At 38.0% G+C, this 15,506-nt stretch carries 14 protein-coding genes; 6 read left to right on the top strand and 8 right to left on the bottom strand.

Translation table 11 applies throughout. The features are described from left to right. Positions 1 to 26 precede the first annotated feature (26 nt). From SJY37_RS15385 to SJY37_RS15400, 4 genes are all read right to left on the bottom strand, one after another. A complete protein-coding gene (locus SJY37_RS15385; RefSeq protein WP_298330772.1) occupies positions 27 to 1,091 on the bottom strand; it encodes a glycerophosphodiester phosphodiesterase in 1,065 nt (354 codons plus the stop codon). Positions 1,092 to 1,232: 141 nt separating this feature from the next. Then, positions 1,233 to 2,546 carry a UDP-N-acetylglucosamine 1-carboxyvinyltransferase gene (gene murA, locus SJY37_RS15390; RefSeq protein ID WP_298330769.1) on the bottom strand — a complete coding sequence of 438 codons (1,314 nt, stop codon included), beginning with the start codon at positions 2,544 to 2,546 and terminating at the stop codon, positions 1,233 to 1,235. A gap of 19 nt (positions 2,547 to 2,565) precedes the next feature. Continuing rightward, positions 2,566 to 3,228: a DUF4290 domain-containing protein gene (locus tag SJY37_RS15395; protein WP_298330766.1), complete on the bottom strand. Its 663-nt coding sequence runs from the start codon at positions 3,226 to 3,228 to the stop codon at positions 2,566 to 2,568. A gap of 297 nt (positions 3,229 to 3,525) precedes the next feature. Beyond that, positions 3,526 to 3,816, bottom strand: coding sequence for a DUF493 family protein (locus tag SJY37_RS15400; RefSeq protein ID WP_298330763.1), 291 nt, complete (start codon positions 3,814 to 3,816; stop codon positions 3,526 to 3,528). Positions 3,817 to 3,896: 80 nt separating this feature from the next. On the opposite strand from SJY37_RS15400, the gene SJY37_RS15405 reads away from it, so the two are divergent. The 4 genes from SJY37_RS15405 to SJY37_RS15420 all read left to right on the top strand — a co-directional run bounded on the left by SJY37_RS15405 (position 3,897) and on the right by SJY37_RS15420 (position 7,726). After that, positions 3,897 to 4,436: an ATP-binding protein gene (locus SJY37_RS15405; protein ID WP_298330760.1), complete on the top strand. Its 540-nt coding sequence runs from the start codon at positions 3,897 to 3,899 to the stop codon at positions 4,434 to 4,436. Further along, entirely contained in the window at positions 4,429 to 6,318 is a 1,890-nt protein-coding gene (locus SJY37_RS15410; RefSeq protein ID WP_298330758.1) for an ATP-dependent DNA helicase RecQ, read from the top strand. The genes SJY37_RS15405 and SJY37_RS15410 overlap by 8 nt, the downstream gene beginning before the upstream one ends. Further along, positions 6,315 to 7,265: a methionyl-tRNA formyltransferase gene (gene fmt, locus SJY37_RS15415; protein WP_298330755.1), complete on the top strand. Its 951-nt coding sequence runs from the start codon at positions 6,315 to 6,317 to the stop codon at positions 7,263 to 7,265. The genes SJY37_RS15410 and fmt overlap by 4 nt, the downstream gene beginning before the upstream one ends. 188 nt (positions 7,266 to 7,453) lie before the next feature. Further along, positions 7,454 to 7,726, top strand: coding sequence for an HU family DNA-binding protein (locus tag SJY37_RS15420; RefSeq protein WP_013751630.1), 273 nt, complete (start codon positions 7,454 to 7,456; stop codon positions 7,724 to 7,726). A 185-nt stretch (positions 7,727 to 7,911) separates the two neighbouring features. On the opposite strand, the gene menA is transcribed toward SJY37_RS15420, so the two are convergent. Further along, the gene (menA, locus tag SJY37_RS15425) at positions 7,912 to 8,814 is read right to left on the bottom strand and encodes a 1,4-dihydroxy-2-naphthoate octaprenyltransferase (RefSeq protein WP_298330750.1); all 903 of its coding nucleotides are present in this window, start codon (positions 8,812 to 8,814) and stop codon (positions 7,912 to 7,914) included. 103 nt (positions 8,815 to 8,917) lie between these two features. Between menA and SJY37_RS15430 the strand changes: the two genes are divergently transcribed. Next, positions 8,918 to 10,588, top strand: a complete 1,671-nt coding sequence (locus SJY37_RS15430; RefSeq protein WP_298330810.1) for an alpha-amylase family glycosyl hydrolase — start codon at positions 8,918 to 8,920, stop codon at positions 10,586 to 10,588. Here SJY37_RS15430 and SJY37_RS15435 read toward each other — a convergent pair. The 3 genes from SJY37_RS15435 to SJY37_RS15445 are packed head-to-tail and all read right to left on the bottom strand — an operon-like array spanning position 10,585 to position 13,892. Next, positions 10,585 to 11,127 carry an NADPH-dependent FMN reductase gene (locus SJY37_RS15435; protein ID WP_298330748.1) on the bottom strand — a complete coding sequence of 181 codons (543 nt, stop codon included), beginning with the start codon at positions 11,125 to 11,127 and terminating at the stop codon, positions 10,585 to 10,587. The two genes, SJY37_RS15430 and SJY37_RS15435, sit on opposite strands and share 4 nt — an antisense overlap. A 58-nt stretch (positions 11,128 to 11,185) precedes the next feature. Next, positions 11,186 to 12,709, bottom strand: coding sequence for an outer membrane protein transport protein (locus SJY37_RS15440; RefSeq protein WP_298330745.1), 1,524 nt, complete (start codon positions 12,707 to 12,709; stop codon positions 11,186 to 11,188). Positions 12,710 to 12,740: 31 nt separating this feature from the next. Beyond that, the gene (locus SJY37_RS15445) at positions 12,741 to 13,892 is read right to left on the bottom strand and encodes a hypothetical protein (protein WP_298330742.1); all 1,152 of its coding nucleotides are present in this window, start codon (positions 13,890 to 13,892) and stop codon (positions 12,741 to 12,743) included. Positions 13,893 to 13,991: 99 nt separating this feature from the next. Here SJY37_RS15445 and proS point away from each other — a divergent pair, with 99 nt between their 5' ends. Continuing rightward, entirely contained in the window at positions 13,992 to 15,470 is a 1,479-nt protein-coding gene (gene proS / locus SJY37_RS15450) for a proline--tRNA ligase (RefSeq protein ID WP_298330739.1), read from the top strand. Positions 15,471 to 15,506: the final 36 nt, after the last annotated feature.

Genomic DNA, 15,506 nt, shown 5'->3' on the forward strand with positions numbered 1-15,506 from the left:
AAAGAAAATATTACTACTTATAACAACTAATCTTTGCTTGCTAAGAATTTGTTTCTAGCAGAAACGGCATCTTTAGTATAGTCGCTAAATACTCCATCTACGCCTGCCTCAAAAAACAATTGATACTCGGTTGCTCCACTCTTATTATTACTCCACAAAGTATCTTCTTTTCTAAAGGTATAAGGATGCACTTCTAGCTTATGCTTATGAGCAAGCGTTACAAAATCTGTAGGGGCTAGCACCTCAACCTCTCCTTTGCTCGCCTTGCTATAAGAAATCACAAAAGGTTTCCAAGGACCTATTCCATCTGCATAGTTAGAAACAAACTTTATTCCTTCCTCGGTTGCGAAGTAACTGTAGGTACGAGCATCTTTACTCAGTATGAAATCATAAGGTTGCCCTTCTGGATCATAGCTCCCATCTTCTTTGGTAAAGCGTAAATCTCCATTACTAGAGATTCCAGCTGCACCAATAAGTTGTATAAGTCGCACATCTGAACGTGCTGAAATGTACTGCAACGTACTCACCTCAAAACATTGCACAAAAATGGGAGAAGTTTTATCTACATAACCAGCCTTTGTAATCTGATTAAGAAATATATCTTCCATGGCGAGCCCTAGACTTTCATGAAAACTAGGATGCTTTAATTCTGGATAAATACCCACAGGACTTCCTGATGTGGTTTTGTGCGCTTTCGCGAAAGCGATAATTTCCTCAAACGTAGGAATCTCAAATAGATCATCAAACTCGTGAGTTCTCTCCTCCCAAGACTGCCTTGCTCGTAATGTTTTGAGTTCGCTAAGCGTGAAGTCAGATACAAACCAATCTGTCACCAGTACACCATCAAGCATTTTGGTGGTTTTACGATCTGCATATTTTGGGAGTACAGAAACATTAGTCGTTTCAGAAATATAAGGCTCATGCCTAGCTACAAGAACTCCATCCTTTGTCATCACAAGATCTGGCTCTATAAAATCTGCGCCTAGTTCGATTGCTTTTTTATACCCTTCCATCGTATGCTCAGGATATAAAAATTGCGCGCCCCTGTGTGCAATTACAATAGGGGTATTATGAATTTGAGGCTGCTCCATGTGATTACAAGATAAGATGAGTACTGAAAATAAAAGCGTTATTCTTTTTAAACTAATCATGTACACAAAGGTAGAATCTATTCCACAAAAAAGGCGCAAATATCATTTGCGCCTTTTTTAATTTTATAACTAGAGATTAGATTAATCTATTCTAGTGATTTTTGCTCCTATTGCTCTAAGACGCTCATCTATGTTTTCATATCCGCGGTCTATTTGCTCGATATTATGAATAGTAGAAGTTCCCTTTGCACTTAACGCTGCAATGAGCAATGAGATACCAGCACGTATATCTGGTGATGTCATTGTGGTAGCCTTAAGCGTAGACTGGAAGTTATGTCCAATCACAGTAGCACGATGCGGATCACAAAGTATCACTTTTGCTCCCATATCTATAAGCTTATCTGTAAAGAACAAACGGCTTTCAAACATTTTCTGGTGAACCATTAGTTCGCCCTTTGCTTGGGTTGCCACTACAAGAATAATACTTAAAAGATCTGGAGTAAAACCTGGCCATGGTGCATCTGAGATAGTCATAAATGAACCGTCAATGTATGATTCCACTTGATAACCGTCTGTATGTGCAGGGATATAAATATCATCCCCTTTACGTTCTAGAGTAATCCCTAGTTTTCTAAAGGTATTAGGTATCACACCTAGATCATCCCAGCTTACATTTTTAATAGTAATCTCACTCTTAGTCATTGCAGCAAGACCTATCCATGATCCTATTTCGATCATGTCTGGTAATACTCTATGATCGCAACCACCTAGTTTTTCTACTCCTTCTATGATAAGCATGTTTGAACCTATCCCTTGGATATTTGCTCCCATGCGCACCATCATTTTACAAAGCTGTTGTAAATATGGTTCACAGGCTGCGTTATAAATAGTCGTAGTCCCTCTGGCTAATACAGCAGCCATCACGATATTTGCCGTACCTGTAACAGATGCTTCATCTAGTAGCATGTATGCTCCTGTAAGTCCGTTAGGTGCTTCTACCCCATAAAAACGTTCTTCACGATTGTAACGGAAAGTCGCTCCTAGTTTTATAAAACCTTCAAAATGCGTATCAAGACGACGACGACCTATTTTATCACCTCCTGGTCTAGGAATGTATCCTTTACCAAAACGAGCTAGTAATGGCCCTACAATCATTATAGATCCTCTTAGGCCACTTCCCTCTTTTTTAAATTTCTCACTTTCTAGGTACTCAAGGTCAAGTTCATCTGCTTGAAACGTGAACTCACCTTTTGCGATTTTCTCCACCTTTACACCTAGATTTTCCAAGATCATGATGAGCTTGTTTACATCTATAATGTCTGGCACATTACTTATGGTAACTTTTTCAGGAGTGAGTAGTACTGCACATAATATTTGTAATGCTTCGTTTTTTGCGCCTTGTGGTTGGATATCACCTTTAAGTTGGTGACCTCCCTCGATCTGAAATGTTGCCATAGTTAATTAGAAATATATTTTAATAACGCTTTTTGCGATTGTTATTGTTGTTTGTATTTTTTGAGTAACTTCTTTTCTTGATTGGATTATCTGCGGCTTTAGCTTTCTTGTTAGCTCTTATAAGTCTATCAGAATCTCCTAATTCTTCTCCACTATTTTTTAGGTTGATTTCCCCATTACTCAACTCAAATAAGTGATTAAAGATGACCTCATCATCTACAGTATCCTTATTCCAGTTTAAGAAGCACTTTTTCATATGGTTTGCGATAGTCATTGCAAGTCCCTCACGCATATCACCTTTATCCCAGCTTACCGCTACATCAATCATACGTTTGATGTTATTACCGTAAAAACGGTACTTAGGATGGTTTTGCGGATATTCTAAAGGCTCTGGACGCTCTGCAAGCTCCTCTCTAGATGGTTTTCCATATGGAGACTCAACATCTAGTTTAAAATCAGACATTATAAATAACTGATCCCACAACTTATGTTGAAAATCTGGTACATCACGCAAGTGAGGCTGTAAATTCCCCATTACTGCGATAATAGCTTTAGCTGTTTTGTTACGCTCTTCGGCGTCTTCCATTGCCGTCGCATCATTTACCATTTTCTGTATATGGCGCCCATACTCGGGAATGATGAGATGAACTCTCTCCGTGTTGTACTCTAATTGATCTATCAATTGTAAAAAATTAAGTGAAGTCGTCCTTTAAGTAAAGACATGTGCAAAATACTAAAATTTGTCTAAACGCATCTAGTCTTTAGTAAATTGATAACATAACAATAAAAAAAGCCTCTTATTGTGTTCTTGGGATGCTTTGGGCGTGACCACAAGGGTCGCGCTCTACGTTTATACGCTTCGGCTCCTTGCGCTTTCGCTTCATGAGCCTGTAGGGTAACCACTGCGATCCCTCACGCGGAGTTAGTAATGATACAAAATAGTGGTGATTAATAACATTTTCGCGAAAGCGTGCATCTCTTACAATGAAATAACGCCTTCTATCTTACCTACTTCCTTGTACTTTTCTATCACAACATCAGGATTATCTAGACGCACGTTAATAGAAACGCTTGTGTACTTGCCTGTGCGAGAGACATTTTTCTTTATTACGGCTCCTAGGTGGTCAAAGAGACCTTCTATTTGCGCTTCTTTCTCTGCATTTGCAGGCACAATAAACTTGTACAAATAAGGTGCAGGCCAGCTAGAAGTTTCTTCTAGTTGTGTCTTTAATTTTTTATAAAATTCTTCTGGATTTTTATCTGAACTCATGGGTATCTATTATAATACAAAGGTACAAAATTCACGTTCTTTGTAGTTTGCTTAATTTTGCTAAAAAGACTACCATTTTTATGCCAAAACGTATACTTCTCATAGGAGGTCCATCTACCGGGAAAACAACATTACTTAAGCACCTAGAACAACTAGGGTATCCGTGCCTTGAGGAAATCTCAAGACAAGTAATAAGCCAAGCCCAAAAGGAAGGTATAGATCAGTTATTTCTAGAGAAACCACTGTTGTTTTCTGAGCTTCTGAGAGATGCTCGTATAGAACAGCACAAAGATGTAGATACATACATCACAGACACTGTTTTTATAGACCGAGGTATTCCTGACACCGTGGCATACATGGACTTTATAGGACAAGAATATCCTGAGGCTTTTGTACAGGCTTGCAAGACGTATACTTATGATATCGTATTCATATTACCTACCTGGGAGAAAATACACAAGGTAGATCAAGAGCGATACGAGACTTTTGAACAAGCTCAAAAAATTGAAAAACACCTTGTAAAAACGTACCAAAATTATGGGTACACCCCTATTGTAGTACCTATGTCTCCAGTAGAGGATAGAGCGGCCTTTATATTAAAAACGCTAGCTCTTGAGTAATCAAGCGCAAGACATATTACAACAATACTGGGGTCACTCTACCTTTAGACCACAACAAGCAGAAATTATAAAGAATGTGCTTGCTGGGAGTGATAGTATTGCACTATTACCCACAGGTGGCGGAAAGTCTCTATGCTATCAATTACCTGCGTTATTACTGGACGGAATTACGATAGTGGTATCACCACTTATCGCTCTCATGAAGGACCAAGTCATGACTTTGCAGGAAAAAGGTATCAAAGCGCTCTCTATCACGAGCGGAATTTCCTTTAGCGAGCTAGACACGCTACTCGATAATTGCATTTATGGTAACTACAAGCTTTTATATCTCTCACCTGAGCGATTACAACAAGAGCTTGTAAGAGAACGTATTAAACTTATGAATGTCTCTCTCATCGCGGTAGATGAGGCTCATTGTATTTCTCAATGGGGACATGACTTTAGACCTGCATATAGAGAAATCTCACAACTACGTGCTCTCAAGCCTACCGTGCCATTTATAGCACTTACAGCAACGGCTACTCCTAAGGTACTTAAAGATATCACAGAGCAGTTAGAGTTAGAAGACCCGCAGTTATTTAAAACTTCTTATCATCGCCCTAACCTCACATATAATGTAGTGCAAGCTACAGACAAGTTCTACCAGCTAGAAACTATCCTTGCAAATACAAAGGCTAGTGCTATTGTATATGTGCGTAATAGAAAGGCTACACTTAATACTGCACACTTTTTAAAAGGTAGAGGCATCTCTGCTACTTCTTACCACGGAGGTATGTCTCGTGATGAACGTCACAAACAATATCTCGCATGGCGCAATAACAAAGTACAAGTCATGGTAGGCACAAGTGCCTTTGGGATGGGAATTGATAAAGCAGACGTAGCAACAGTAGTGCATTTAGAAATCCCTGATAGTATAGAAAATTACTTTCAAGAGGCAGGAAGAGCTGGAAGAGCAGGACAAGAATCACAAGCCGTACTTCTTTATAATGAAAATGACGAGGTACGACTAGAAAATCAGTTTATAAAAGTGATTCCTCAGGTAGCAGATGTAAAAAAGATATACAAGCACCTCAACAACTACTTTCAAATCTCTTACGGCGAAGGCCAAGAGACACTGCATCGATTTAACTTTAGCGAGTTTTGTGCAACCTATAAGCTGCACACCATTCTCACATTTAACGCGCTTCAAGTGCTGGATCGCAATAGCGTGATAAGCTTGTCTCAAGAGTTTACAAAACGTGCAACTATCAATTTTAAGGTAAATGATTTTGCGCTTTCTTACTATTTGATTCGTAATAATCAGCTGGATGATGTGGTTAAGGCTGTTCTTAGAACGTACGGAGCCGTTTTTGAACAAATCACAAATATCAACTATAGCATAGTTGCCACAAAGGCAAGTAAAACTATAGAGCAAGTGCACCAAGTCCTACTTACGCTTGAAAAAGATGATATTATAGATTATGAACATCAAAATTATGATACTGCAATTACCTTCCTTGTCCCTAGAGATGATGATAGAACAATAAACGTTATCGCACCGTATATTAAAGCACAGGCAACATACAAGAGAAACCAAGTAGATGCTATAAAAACATACTTGGCCACAGATACCGTTTGTAGAGCAATCCAACTTATGCAGTATTTTGACGAAACATTAACCACACCATGTGGAAAATGTGATGTATGTACAAATGCAACACACCAAGTTTCAAGAACTGCTATACACAGTGCTATTATCGATATTTTAAGAGAAGGCCCAAAAACTTCTCGCGAAATATCACAACTAGACTACCCACAACAAACTATAATTAATACGATTCGACTACTTTTGGATCAGAAAAAGATAGCCATCTTGGCAAATAACACCTACACCTTATTATGAGAGATTTACGCATAGTTTTTATGGGTACACCAGAGTTTGCAGTAACTATATTAAACGGTTTACTAGAAGAAGAATATAATGTAGTGGGAGTAATCACCGCACCAGATCGTCCTGCAGGAAGAGGACAGAAAGTAAGAGAAAGTGATGTAAAGGCATTTGCAAAGGCAAGAAACCTCAACATCCTACAACCTACAAACCTCAAAAGCGAGGAGTTTTTAGAAGAACTTAAAGACCTTAATGCAAACCTACAGATTGTAGTTGCCTTTAGAATGCTTCCAGAAGCTGTATGGAAAATGCCAGCTTATGGAACCTTTAACTTACACGCATCACTCCTACCTCAATATCGTGGTGCCGCACCTATAAACTGGGCAATCATTAATGGAGAGACAGAAACAGGAGTGACTACTTTCTTTATAGATGAAAAAATTGATACCGGTGAGATTATCTTACAAGAAAAGCTTGCTATAGATGATAAGGAAAATGCTGGCGTGTTACATGACCGTCTTATGATTGCAGGTAAGGATCTTGTTGTAAAAACGGTAAAAGCAATAGCAATAGATGAAGTAAGCACTTTTGTACAAGACTCCAGTAGAGAACTCAAAACAGCATACAAGTTACATAGTGAGAACACGAGAATAGACTGGGATGCTCCTCTTCAAGATATATACAATCACATAAGAGGATTGAGTCCTTATCCAGCAGCTTACACGATGCTAGAAAATGGAGGAAAAGAGCAGCGTGTAAAAATTTATAGCGCTTTCGCGAAAGCAGAAAAAGAGATGTTTATTCCATCTGGAGCAGTAACTCAGGTAGAAGATTATCTAGCTATCGCAACGCCAGAAGGTTACATATGCATCACCGAAATACAGCTTTCTGGGAAGAAAAAAATGGCCGTTAAAGACCTTTTAAACGGATACAAATTTGATAAAAATGCAAAAATGCGCTAAACCCTTGCTCCTATTGGTGTTAAGGGAATTATAAAAAGAGACTACCTTTATCAACAATTGGCTTGACTTATTAACAAAACCTCTGATTTCCCTTGCTATTGCTTGCATAGGCAATTAATTCGGATAAATTTGTTAGGGAATTAAGCATTTAGCTTAACCAACAATTTAATTAATTAACAATTTACATTATGAACAAATCAGAATTAATTGACGGAATGGCAGAGCACGCAGGTATCACTAAAGCTGCAGCAAAAAAAGCATTAGAATCTTTCTTAGGAGATGTTGAAAAGACTCTTAAAGACGGAGGACGTGTTTCTCTTGTAGGTTTTGGATCTTGGTCTGTTTCTAAGCGTAACGCACGTGAAGGAAGAAATCCACAAACTGGAAAAACTATTAAAATTGCAGCAAAGAACGTAGTAAAGTTCAAAGCTGGATCTGAGCTTGCAACTTCTGTAAACTAGTCAGTTTTAACTGTTATATAAAAAACGGGTAGCTCACGCTACCCGTTTTTTTTGTTTTACACCGGCTTCTATTAAAATCCGTAATCTTATTGGGAATCCTTTAGTGATAAATAACATCTTTGATTATCTCGTGATTGTACTAAAGTTTTTTGGAAAATTTTCGCGAAAGCGTAACTATATACTTTCTATATATAACAACTTATAAAAAAGAGTATAGCAAGTAGAAATGTAGATAAAGCTACTTTTTTAAGTTCTGGATCAAGTAAAGCGTGTATTGAAGTACTTCTTACCGTAAACATGTGCCTCACTAGTGGTATAAAAGCCACAAGAGAGATGTAATCAATAATATGCGTTGCTGTAAGTAAGAGGTAAGAAACCCAGCCTAAAAGTCCTACAAGGAATAATACAGTGTGATACTTCTCTGCACCTGCGGCTCCCAAAACAACAGCAAGTGTGTTTTTACCTACGCGAGCATCTGCTTCACGGTCTCTCATATTATTAAGGTGTAACACCATAGTAGATAATGAACCTATAGTAAGCGCAGGAAGAATCTGTATAAAATTAATATACTGTGTAAATAAAAAGAAAGACCCTAGAACACCCACGAGACCAAAGAATATAAAAACAAAGACATCTCCTAGTCCTCTATAACCGTAAGCACTTTTTCCCACTGTGTACTTTATGGCAGATACGATGGCGGCAATTCCTAAAAGTAAGAATAAGATGGAAAGCAAAAAGTGATCCACCCCAAAAGAGACATAAATCAAGAGCAGTACAATAACCACGGTGATAATTGATGTAATTATAATTGCCTTTTTAAGATCTTGTGCAGTTAGAAGTCCGCTTTGCATGGCTCTTGCAGGCCCTACCCGCTCTGCATTATCTGTTCCCTTAACGCCATCACCATAATCATTTGCATAATTAGATAAGATCTGAAATCCTAAAGTAGCGAGTATGGCTAGTATAAAAATACTCCAGTTAAATGCGCCTTCTTGTAGAGCTAGTCCGCCTCCCACAAGAATCCCAGCTATAGAAAGTGGTAAGGTACGAGGACGGGCGGCACTAAGCCAAACTTGGAATGAGGGCATAAATATTTTTAAGTGCGTAAATGTACTATTTTCTTTGGGCTTCTACCCTTCTCAAATTTCAAAAGGATTTACTAGCTTCGTAATGATCAAAAATATTCTCATGATGAATCTAAAATCTATTGCCGCGCTACTCCTTGTTATTCTTTCAGTATCAAGTTGTAAACAAAAAGAAACTACAGTAACGCAGGTTGAAGTGGAAGAAAAAAATCCTTTTTTTTGGGAAGCTGCAAATATGTATTTCTTGCTTACAGATCGTTTTAATAATGGCGATACAAGTAATGATGTCAACTTTGATAGAACTCAAGAGAGTGCTGTACTAAGAGATTTTATGGGTGGTGATATCAAAGGAATCACACAAAAGATAGAAGACGGTTACTTTACAGATCTTGGGATCAATGCCATCTGGTTTACTCCAGTTGTAGAGCAAGTACATGGAGCAGTAGATGAAGGTACAGGTGTCACATACGGTTATCACGGTTACTGGACTAAGGACTGGACTTCACTAGACCCTAACTTTGGCACTAGAGAGGACTTACAGGCTCTTATAGCAGCAGCACATCAAAAAGATATACGTATTGTCATGGATGTGGTACTTAACCACACAGGTCCAGTTACAGAGCAAGATCCATTCTGGGGTGAAGATTGGGCAAGAGAAAACCCTAATTGCGCTTTTAGTACTTATGAAAATACTACCGCTTGTAGTCTTGTAGAAAACCTTCCAGACATCCTTACCGAGACTAATCAAGAAGTTGCGCTCCCAGCTACACTAGTTGCAAAGTGGAAGTCTGAAGGACGTTATGATGAGGAAATGGCAGAGCTTGACTCTTATTTTGCAGCAAACAACCTTAAGAAAACACCACGCAACTACATTATAAAATGGCTTACGGATTATATACGCGATTTTGGAGTAGATGCTTTTAGAGTTGATACTACAAAACATGTAGACGAAGCCTCATGGGTGGCATTAAGAGCACAAGCAGATAAAGCCTTTGCAGACTATAAAGCAAACAATGAAGACAAAGTGATGGATGACAATGACTTTTTCATGTTTGGAGAAGTTTATAATTACTCTATAGATGGAGGTCGTGCTTATGATTTTGGAGATAAAAAGGTAGATTACTTTGCAAACGGCTTTGATAACCTGATTAATTTCCAATTTAAATATGATGCTCAAGGAAGCTATGAGCAGCTATTTAGTAAGTATGCAGAAATTAAGGATTCTATTTTTAGCGATAAGAGTTTTGTAAACTATGCTACCTCACATGATGATGGACAACCATTTGATAAAGACCGAAACAAAGCTATAGAAACAGGTACTAAGCTGTTATTAACTACGGGGATATCTCAGGTTTATTATGGTGATGAAACTGCAAGAGACTTAACGATAGAAGGAACAGATGGTGATGCAACCCTGCGTAGCTTTATGAACTGGCAAGATATTGAAAGTACTACAACAAATGAGGTTCTTACTCACTGGCAAAAGCTGGGGACTTTTAGAAGAGATCACCCTTCGGTAGGTGCTGGTACTCATGAGATGCTAAGTGCCGCTCCTTATGTTTTTAAAAGATCATTTGATAAAAATGGTGTTACAGATACTGTGGTCGTAGGATTAGACCTTAATATCGGGGTGAAAGAAATTGTGGTTGGTAACGCTTTCGCGAAAGCGCAAACTGTCAAGGACACCTACTCAGGACAAGAAGCTAGTGTAATCGACGGCAAGATAACTCTTGACACTCCTTACGATATTGTTTTACTAGAAGCTGTACAAGACTAATTATCCAGCTGCTGAAGAAATGAAGCCAGCACTTGAGAAATCCCTAACTCCATAGCAGGATTTGTTATGGAGAGATTGTTTACGTCAAAGTTTTCTTGAAATGATGGAAAGCTAAAACTCTCTGCTATAACTCCTCCAAAACGGGGAGCTGTGCTCTTCATGTATTCAAGTGCAGAAGAGGCTCCTCTAGCCCCAGGAGAAGTGCTCACTAATAGGATTTTTTTATTTGCTAAGAAATTCCTGTCTGCACGAGAAAGCCAATCAAGAATATTTTTAAAATAAGCAGATATCATCCCGTTGTGCTCATTTACTCCTATGATAATCCCAGAAGCCTCGGCTATCTTATTTTTAATAATCTGAATATCAATTGGGATTCCTCGCTCTTGCTCAAGATCTAAATTATACATAGGAATATCATAATCTAGAAGATGTAAACGCGATGCGGGCTGAGATTGAATCGAATTGATAATATAATCCAGCAACATACTATTTATAGATGTTTTGCTATTACTTCCGGATAGTGCAATAATTGTTCCCATAGTTTCATAAAAAAAGCCACCCGAAGGTAGCTTTTTTATTAATTAGATATTTTCTGAATTATAGGCTCAATGTAAGTGTAGCAATAATCGATGTGTTATCACGGTCTACCATAGCTTCATTTGTTAATCCTGTGCTGTATAAAGAATTAGTGCGCTCTTGAGAGAATGTATCATAAGCTACATCTAATTTTATCTTTCCAAAATTATAACCAATTCCTGCAGAGTATCCAGATAAGTCACCTACTGTAGTCTCATCTTTAAACGGACTATCTTCATAGCGGTAACCACCTCTAAAACTCCATGCTTGAGATCTAATCTCTCCACCTAATTTATAAGAATTTACTGGTTGCAATAAATTATCTATCGCTGCATTTTGCGCATTGAAGAAAGAATCGCTTTCTGGTCTGAAACTAAGATTTGTATAATCCTTATAAGAGTAATCGAAGCTCAATAAACCTTGCTGTCCGAAAAGATATGCAACACTACCTGTATATTTTCCAGGAGTTTTGATTTCATAATCCTCATAGATATTAGTTACTCTAGGATTAATCACTGTGTTGAATACTCCTGCATCATCTATTGCTGTAGTAGAAACACTTTGATTAGTCTCTTCGCTTATAGTTGTCCACGTAGGTGAATCATAAGTAAAGCCAACTCTCAAATTTTCTCCAGCCTTATAAATACTTCCTAACTGAAATGAAAACCCACTACCAGTAGTTCTTAAATTATTTTCAAAACGAATATCTGTAATGTTTGTAAAACCTTCATCTGCCCCCACATTATTAGATTCAAATAAAACAGTAGACTGATTATAATCTATAAAGTGAGAATTTAAGTTAAGCCCTAAATAAAGATTTTCATCATACTGAGCTCCAATATTAAATGATGCTTTACCACTATAACCCGATGATGCAAAGACGTACTCTTGGTCATAATTTTCAGCAACCGTGTTTACAAAATACTCTGTATTATCAAAATCATTTGAAACTGGGTCTATGATAAAAGATTGAAATCCTAATAACGCTTGTTGCGCACCGAATCCTTCACTTTCTCCAAGAAATTGATATAAATCTGAAACAGACTCCCCATCAACCGTCTCTAACAGATCAAGAGGAATTCCTTGTGCAAAATCACTAAAGTAGCTAGAAATAGAATTTGTATTGTTTCCGACAGCTGTGTATTGATTATCAAGATTTGATGTTCGATCGTAATTGAAACTAAGAGAAACTTTATTCCACTTAGAATTACCTGAACCACCTATAATAAAAACACCTCCAGCCTGATTTATAGATAAATCAGAATCTGAAACATTCGTAGTATTTCCAAGGTATCTCGTATCATTATCGAAGTTATCATTAACGATGGATAGTGATACTGTCCCTTTTGTAAAAACAGCACTTGCTGCAGGATTATCTCCTATTGCACTTAAGTCTCCACCTAAAGCCCCAAATGCACCTCCCATTGCTCTATATCGAGCTGTTCCAGATACATTTGATGAGGTATATAAAAGTGCATCCGAAATACTCTGTCCAAAAGATGTTCCCGTGGCCACTAAAGCCGCTATTATAATAAGTTTTTTCATATAACAAATTTAATATTGTAGACTATATCGCTTATCCTCTGCGTCCTCCGCTTCTACCAGAAGATCTTGAAGATGATCCACTACTACTTCTTGATGGTGAAGACGATCTAGATGCAGAGCTACTTCTTGATGAAGATCTGCTAGGCGTCGCTGTAGGTCTAGATGAACTTGATGCAGGTCTTGATTTAGTTCCACTAGGTCTTACTGGACGCGAAGGTCTTGATTGAGTTCCAGATGGTCTTGTAGGACGACTTGGTCTCGTTGTAACAGGTCTCCCTCTTGTAACACCATCACGATTAGTTGTTGTAGGTCTCCCTCTAGTAACACCATCGCGATTTGTAGTTGTGGGTCTTCCTCTAGTAACGCCATCACGATTTGCAGATGTTGGTCTAGTTGCAATTACTCGCGTGCTAGTCCCTCTGTTTCTAGAATATGTATTTCTACTTGTAGCACTTGATGTTCTTACTGAAGCCGAACGTAAACGAGATCTTGAAGATGAGATAGCATTTACAGCACTACTTCTTCTTCCTGTATTTAAACTTCTTCCACGAGGACTGTTATTGTATGCGAGTCTTGCGCCGTTATATGTACCATAATTGTAGTGACCATGAGATACAAAAGGTCTATAGTATCCATAACCGAAATTCCCATATCCGTAATGGGGAGTGTTCCAAAATCCCATTCCCCATGGAGACCAAAATGCAGCGTAACTTCTGATTCCATATGGATTAGGAAATCCAAAACCATTACCAAAACCTCCATAGCCAAATCCAAAACCTCTCCAGTAAGGAATATTATTATTATAAATAGTGATTTCTACATCTTGAGTTTCATCACCCCAGGCTGCGTAACCAGTATTAGTTTCAAAACTAGCTCCATCTACATAGATATCTGTCCCGGCTTCTGAAGAATAGGATTCAATATCAGTAAATACAGCTCCATCTTCTTCTAACTCACTAAGTTCTTGGACACCTTTTTCAAAATAGTTTTTGTAAACCTGAGTATTTGCACCATCACTAACCTTTTGATCTGATTCGTTAGACACGACAGCTTCTGAACTATTATAAATTCCATCCTCATCATAAATATTCTGAGTAGAACTACAACCAATAATAAAAACTGATGTAACAGCTAGAAATGTTATTTTTTTTACTGTGCTTAAGAGAGAAGTATTAAATTCCATATCAATAGTGTTTTAATTGTTGCTTGATTGAAAAATACCTAATTTCGCTAGGTAATTTTATATTGAATTTAACACAACATTTGTGCCAAAACAAGTTTTATGGGCAAGAACCTCACAAAAAGAAGTGAAGATTATTCTAAATGGTATAATGAATTAGTAGTTCAAGCAGACCTAGCAGAAAACTCAGCGGTGCGCGGCTGTATGGTTATCAAACCATACGGATATGCTATCTGGGAAAAAATGCAAGCAGAGCTTGATCGTATGTTCAAAGAAACAGGACATGAAAACGCATATTTCCCATTATTTGTACCCAAAAGTCTTTTTGAAGCTGAAGAAAAGAATGCAGAAGGCTTTGCAAAGGAATGTGCAGTAGTTACTCACTACAGATTAAAAACAGATCCTGATAATCCTAGCAAGCTTATTGTTGATCCTAATGCAAAATTAGAGGAAGAACTTATCGTTCGTCCTACTAGTGAAGCTATTATATGGAATACATATAAAGGATGGATTCAATCATATAGAGATCTTCCATTATTAATAAATCAATGGGCAAACGTAGTACGCTGGGAAATGCGTACTCGCTTATTCTTAAGGACTGCCGAATTCTTATGGCAAGAAGGTCATACAGCACACGCTACCAAACAAGAAGCTCTAGTAGAGGCAGAATTAATGAATAACATCTATGCAGAATTTGCTGAGAATTTCTTAGCTATCCCTGTAGTAAAAGGTGTAAAGACAGAGAGTGAACGTTTTGCCGGTGCAGATGAAACCTTTTGTATCGAAGCACTTATGCAAGATGGGAAAGCACTTCAAGCAGGCACCTCTCACTTTCTAGGTCAAAATTTCGCGAAAGCGTTTGATGTAAAATTTACAACAAACCAAGGAAAACAAGAGCACGTATGGGCTACCTCTTGGGGTGTATCTACACGCCTTATGGGAGCGCTTATAATGACACATAGTGATGACCAAGGACTTGTGTTACCTCCAAATCTCGCTCCGTTCCAGGTGGTTATCGTTCCAATATATAAAGGACAAGAACAACTGGATGCGATCTCTCAAGTGGCGAATGAAATTGTACAAGACCTCAAACTTCATGGAGTTTCTGTAAAGTTTGATAACCGCGATACGCACAAACCAGGATGGAAATTTAATGAGTATGAGCTCAAGGGTGTTCCTTTAAGAATAGGAATAGGACCTAAAGACCTTGAGAAACGAACAGTTGAACTTGCTAGGCGCGATACGCTCACAAAAGAGTTTGTGGCCAAAGAGGATATTGTAGAGACTGTAGTTGACCTTTTAAAGGAAATACAAGAAAACCTATACACTAAGGCAAAAAATTACAGAGATACGCATATAACGCCTGTAAATGACTTTGAAGAATTCAAAGAAGTACTAGAGACCAAAGGTGGATTCTTGAGCGCACATTGGGATGGCACTGCAGAAACTGAAGAAAAAATCAAACAAATTACAAAAGCAACCATACGATGCATACCTATGGATGCTGTTGAAGAAGAAGGAAAATGCGTTTTTTCTGGCGCTCCTTCTAATCGTAGAGTACTGTTTGCCAAGGCATATTAATTTTTTTTTGAAAAAAGTTTCAAATAGTCTTGCAAC

Source organism: Dokdonia sp. R78006, from assembly GCF_042466145.1.
GTDB lineage: Bacteria > Bacteroidota > Bacteroidia > Flavobacteriales > Flavobacteriaceae > Dokdonia.

Excerpts from the sequence above, each read along its gene's own strand:
- SJY37_RS15385 (WP_298330772.1), bottom strand. The coding sequence starts at position 1,091 with ATGGAGCAGCCTCAAATTCATAATACCCCTATTGTAATTGCACACAGG.
- murA (WP_298330769.1), bottom strand. The coding sequence starts at position 2,546 with ATGGCAACATTTCAGATCGAGGGAGGTCACCAACTTAAAGGTGATATC.
- SJY37_RS15400 (WP_298330763.1), bottom strand. The coding sequence starts at position 3,816 with ATGAGTTCAGATAAAAATCCAGAAGAATTTTATAAAAAATTAAAGACA.
- SJY37_RS15405 (WP_298330760.1), top strand. The coding sequence starts at position 3,897 with ATGCCAAAACGTATACTTCTCATAGGAGGTCCATCTACCGGGAAAACA.
- fmt (WP_298330755.1), top strand. The coding sequence starts at position 6,315 with ATGAGAGATTTACGCATAGTTTTTATGGGTACACCAGAGTTTGCAGTA.
- SJY37_RS15420 (WP_013751630.1), top strand. The coding sequence starts at position 7,454 with ATGAACAAATCAGAATTAATTGACGGAATGGCAGAGCACGCAGGTATC.
- menA (WP_298330750.1), bottom strand. The coding sequence starts at position 8,814 with ATGCCCTCATTCCAAGTTTGGCTTAGTGCCGCCCGTCCTCGTACCTTA.
- SJY37_RS15430 (WP_298330810.1), top strand. The coding sequence starts at position 8,918 with ATGAATCTAAAATCTATTGCCGCGCTACTCCTTGTTATTCTTTCAGTA.
- SJY37_RS15435 (WP_298330748.1), bottom strand. The coding sequence starts at position 11,127 with ATGGGAACAATTATTGCACTATCCGGAAGTAATAGCAAAACATCTATA.
- SJY37_RS15440 (WP_298330745.1), bottom strand. The coding sequence starts at position 12,709 with ATGAAAAAACTTATTATAATAGCGGCTTTAGTGGCCACGGGAACATCT.
- SJY37_RS15445 (WP_298330742.1), bottom strand. The coding sequence starts at position 13,892 with ATGGAATTTAATACTTCTCTCTTAAGCACAGTAAAAAAAATAACATTT.
- proS (WP_298330739.1), top strand. The coding sequence starts at position 13,992 with ATGGGCAAGAACCTCACAAAAAGAAGTGAAGATTATTCTAAATGGTAT.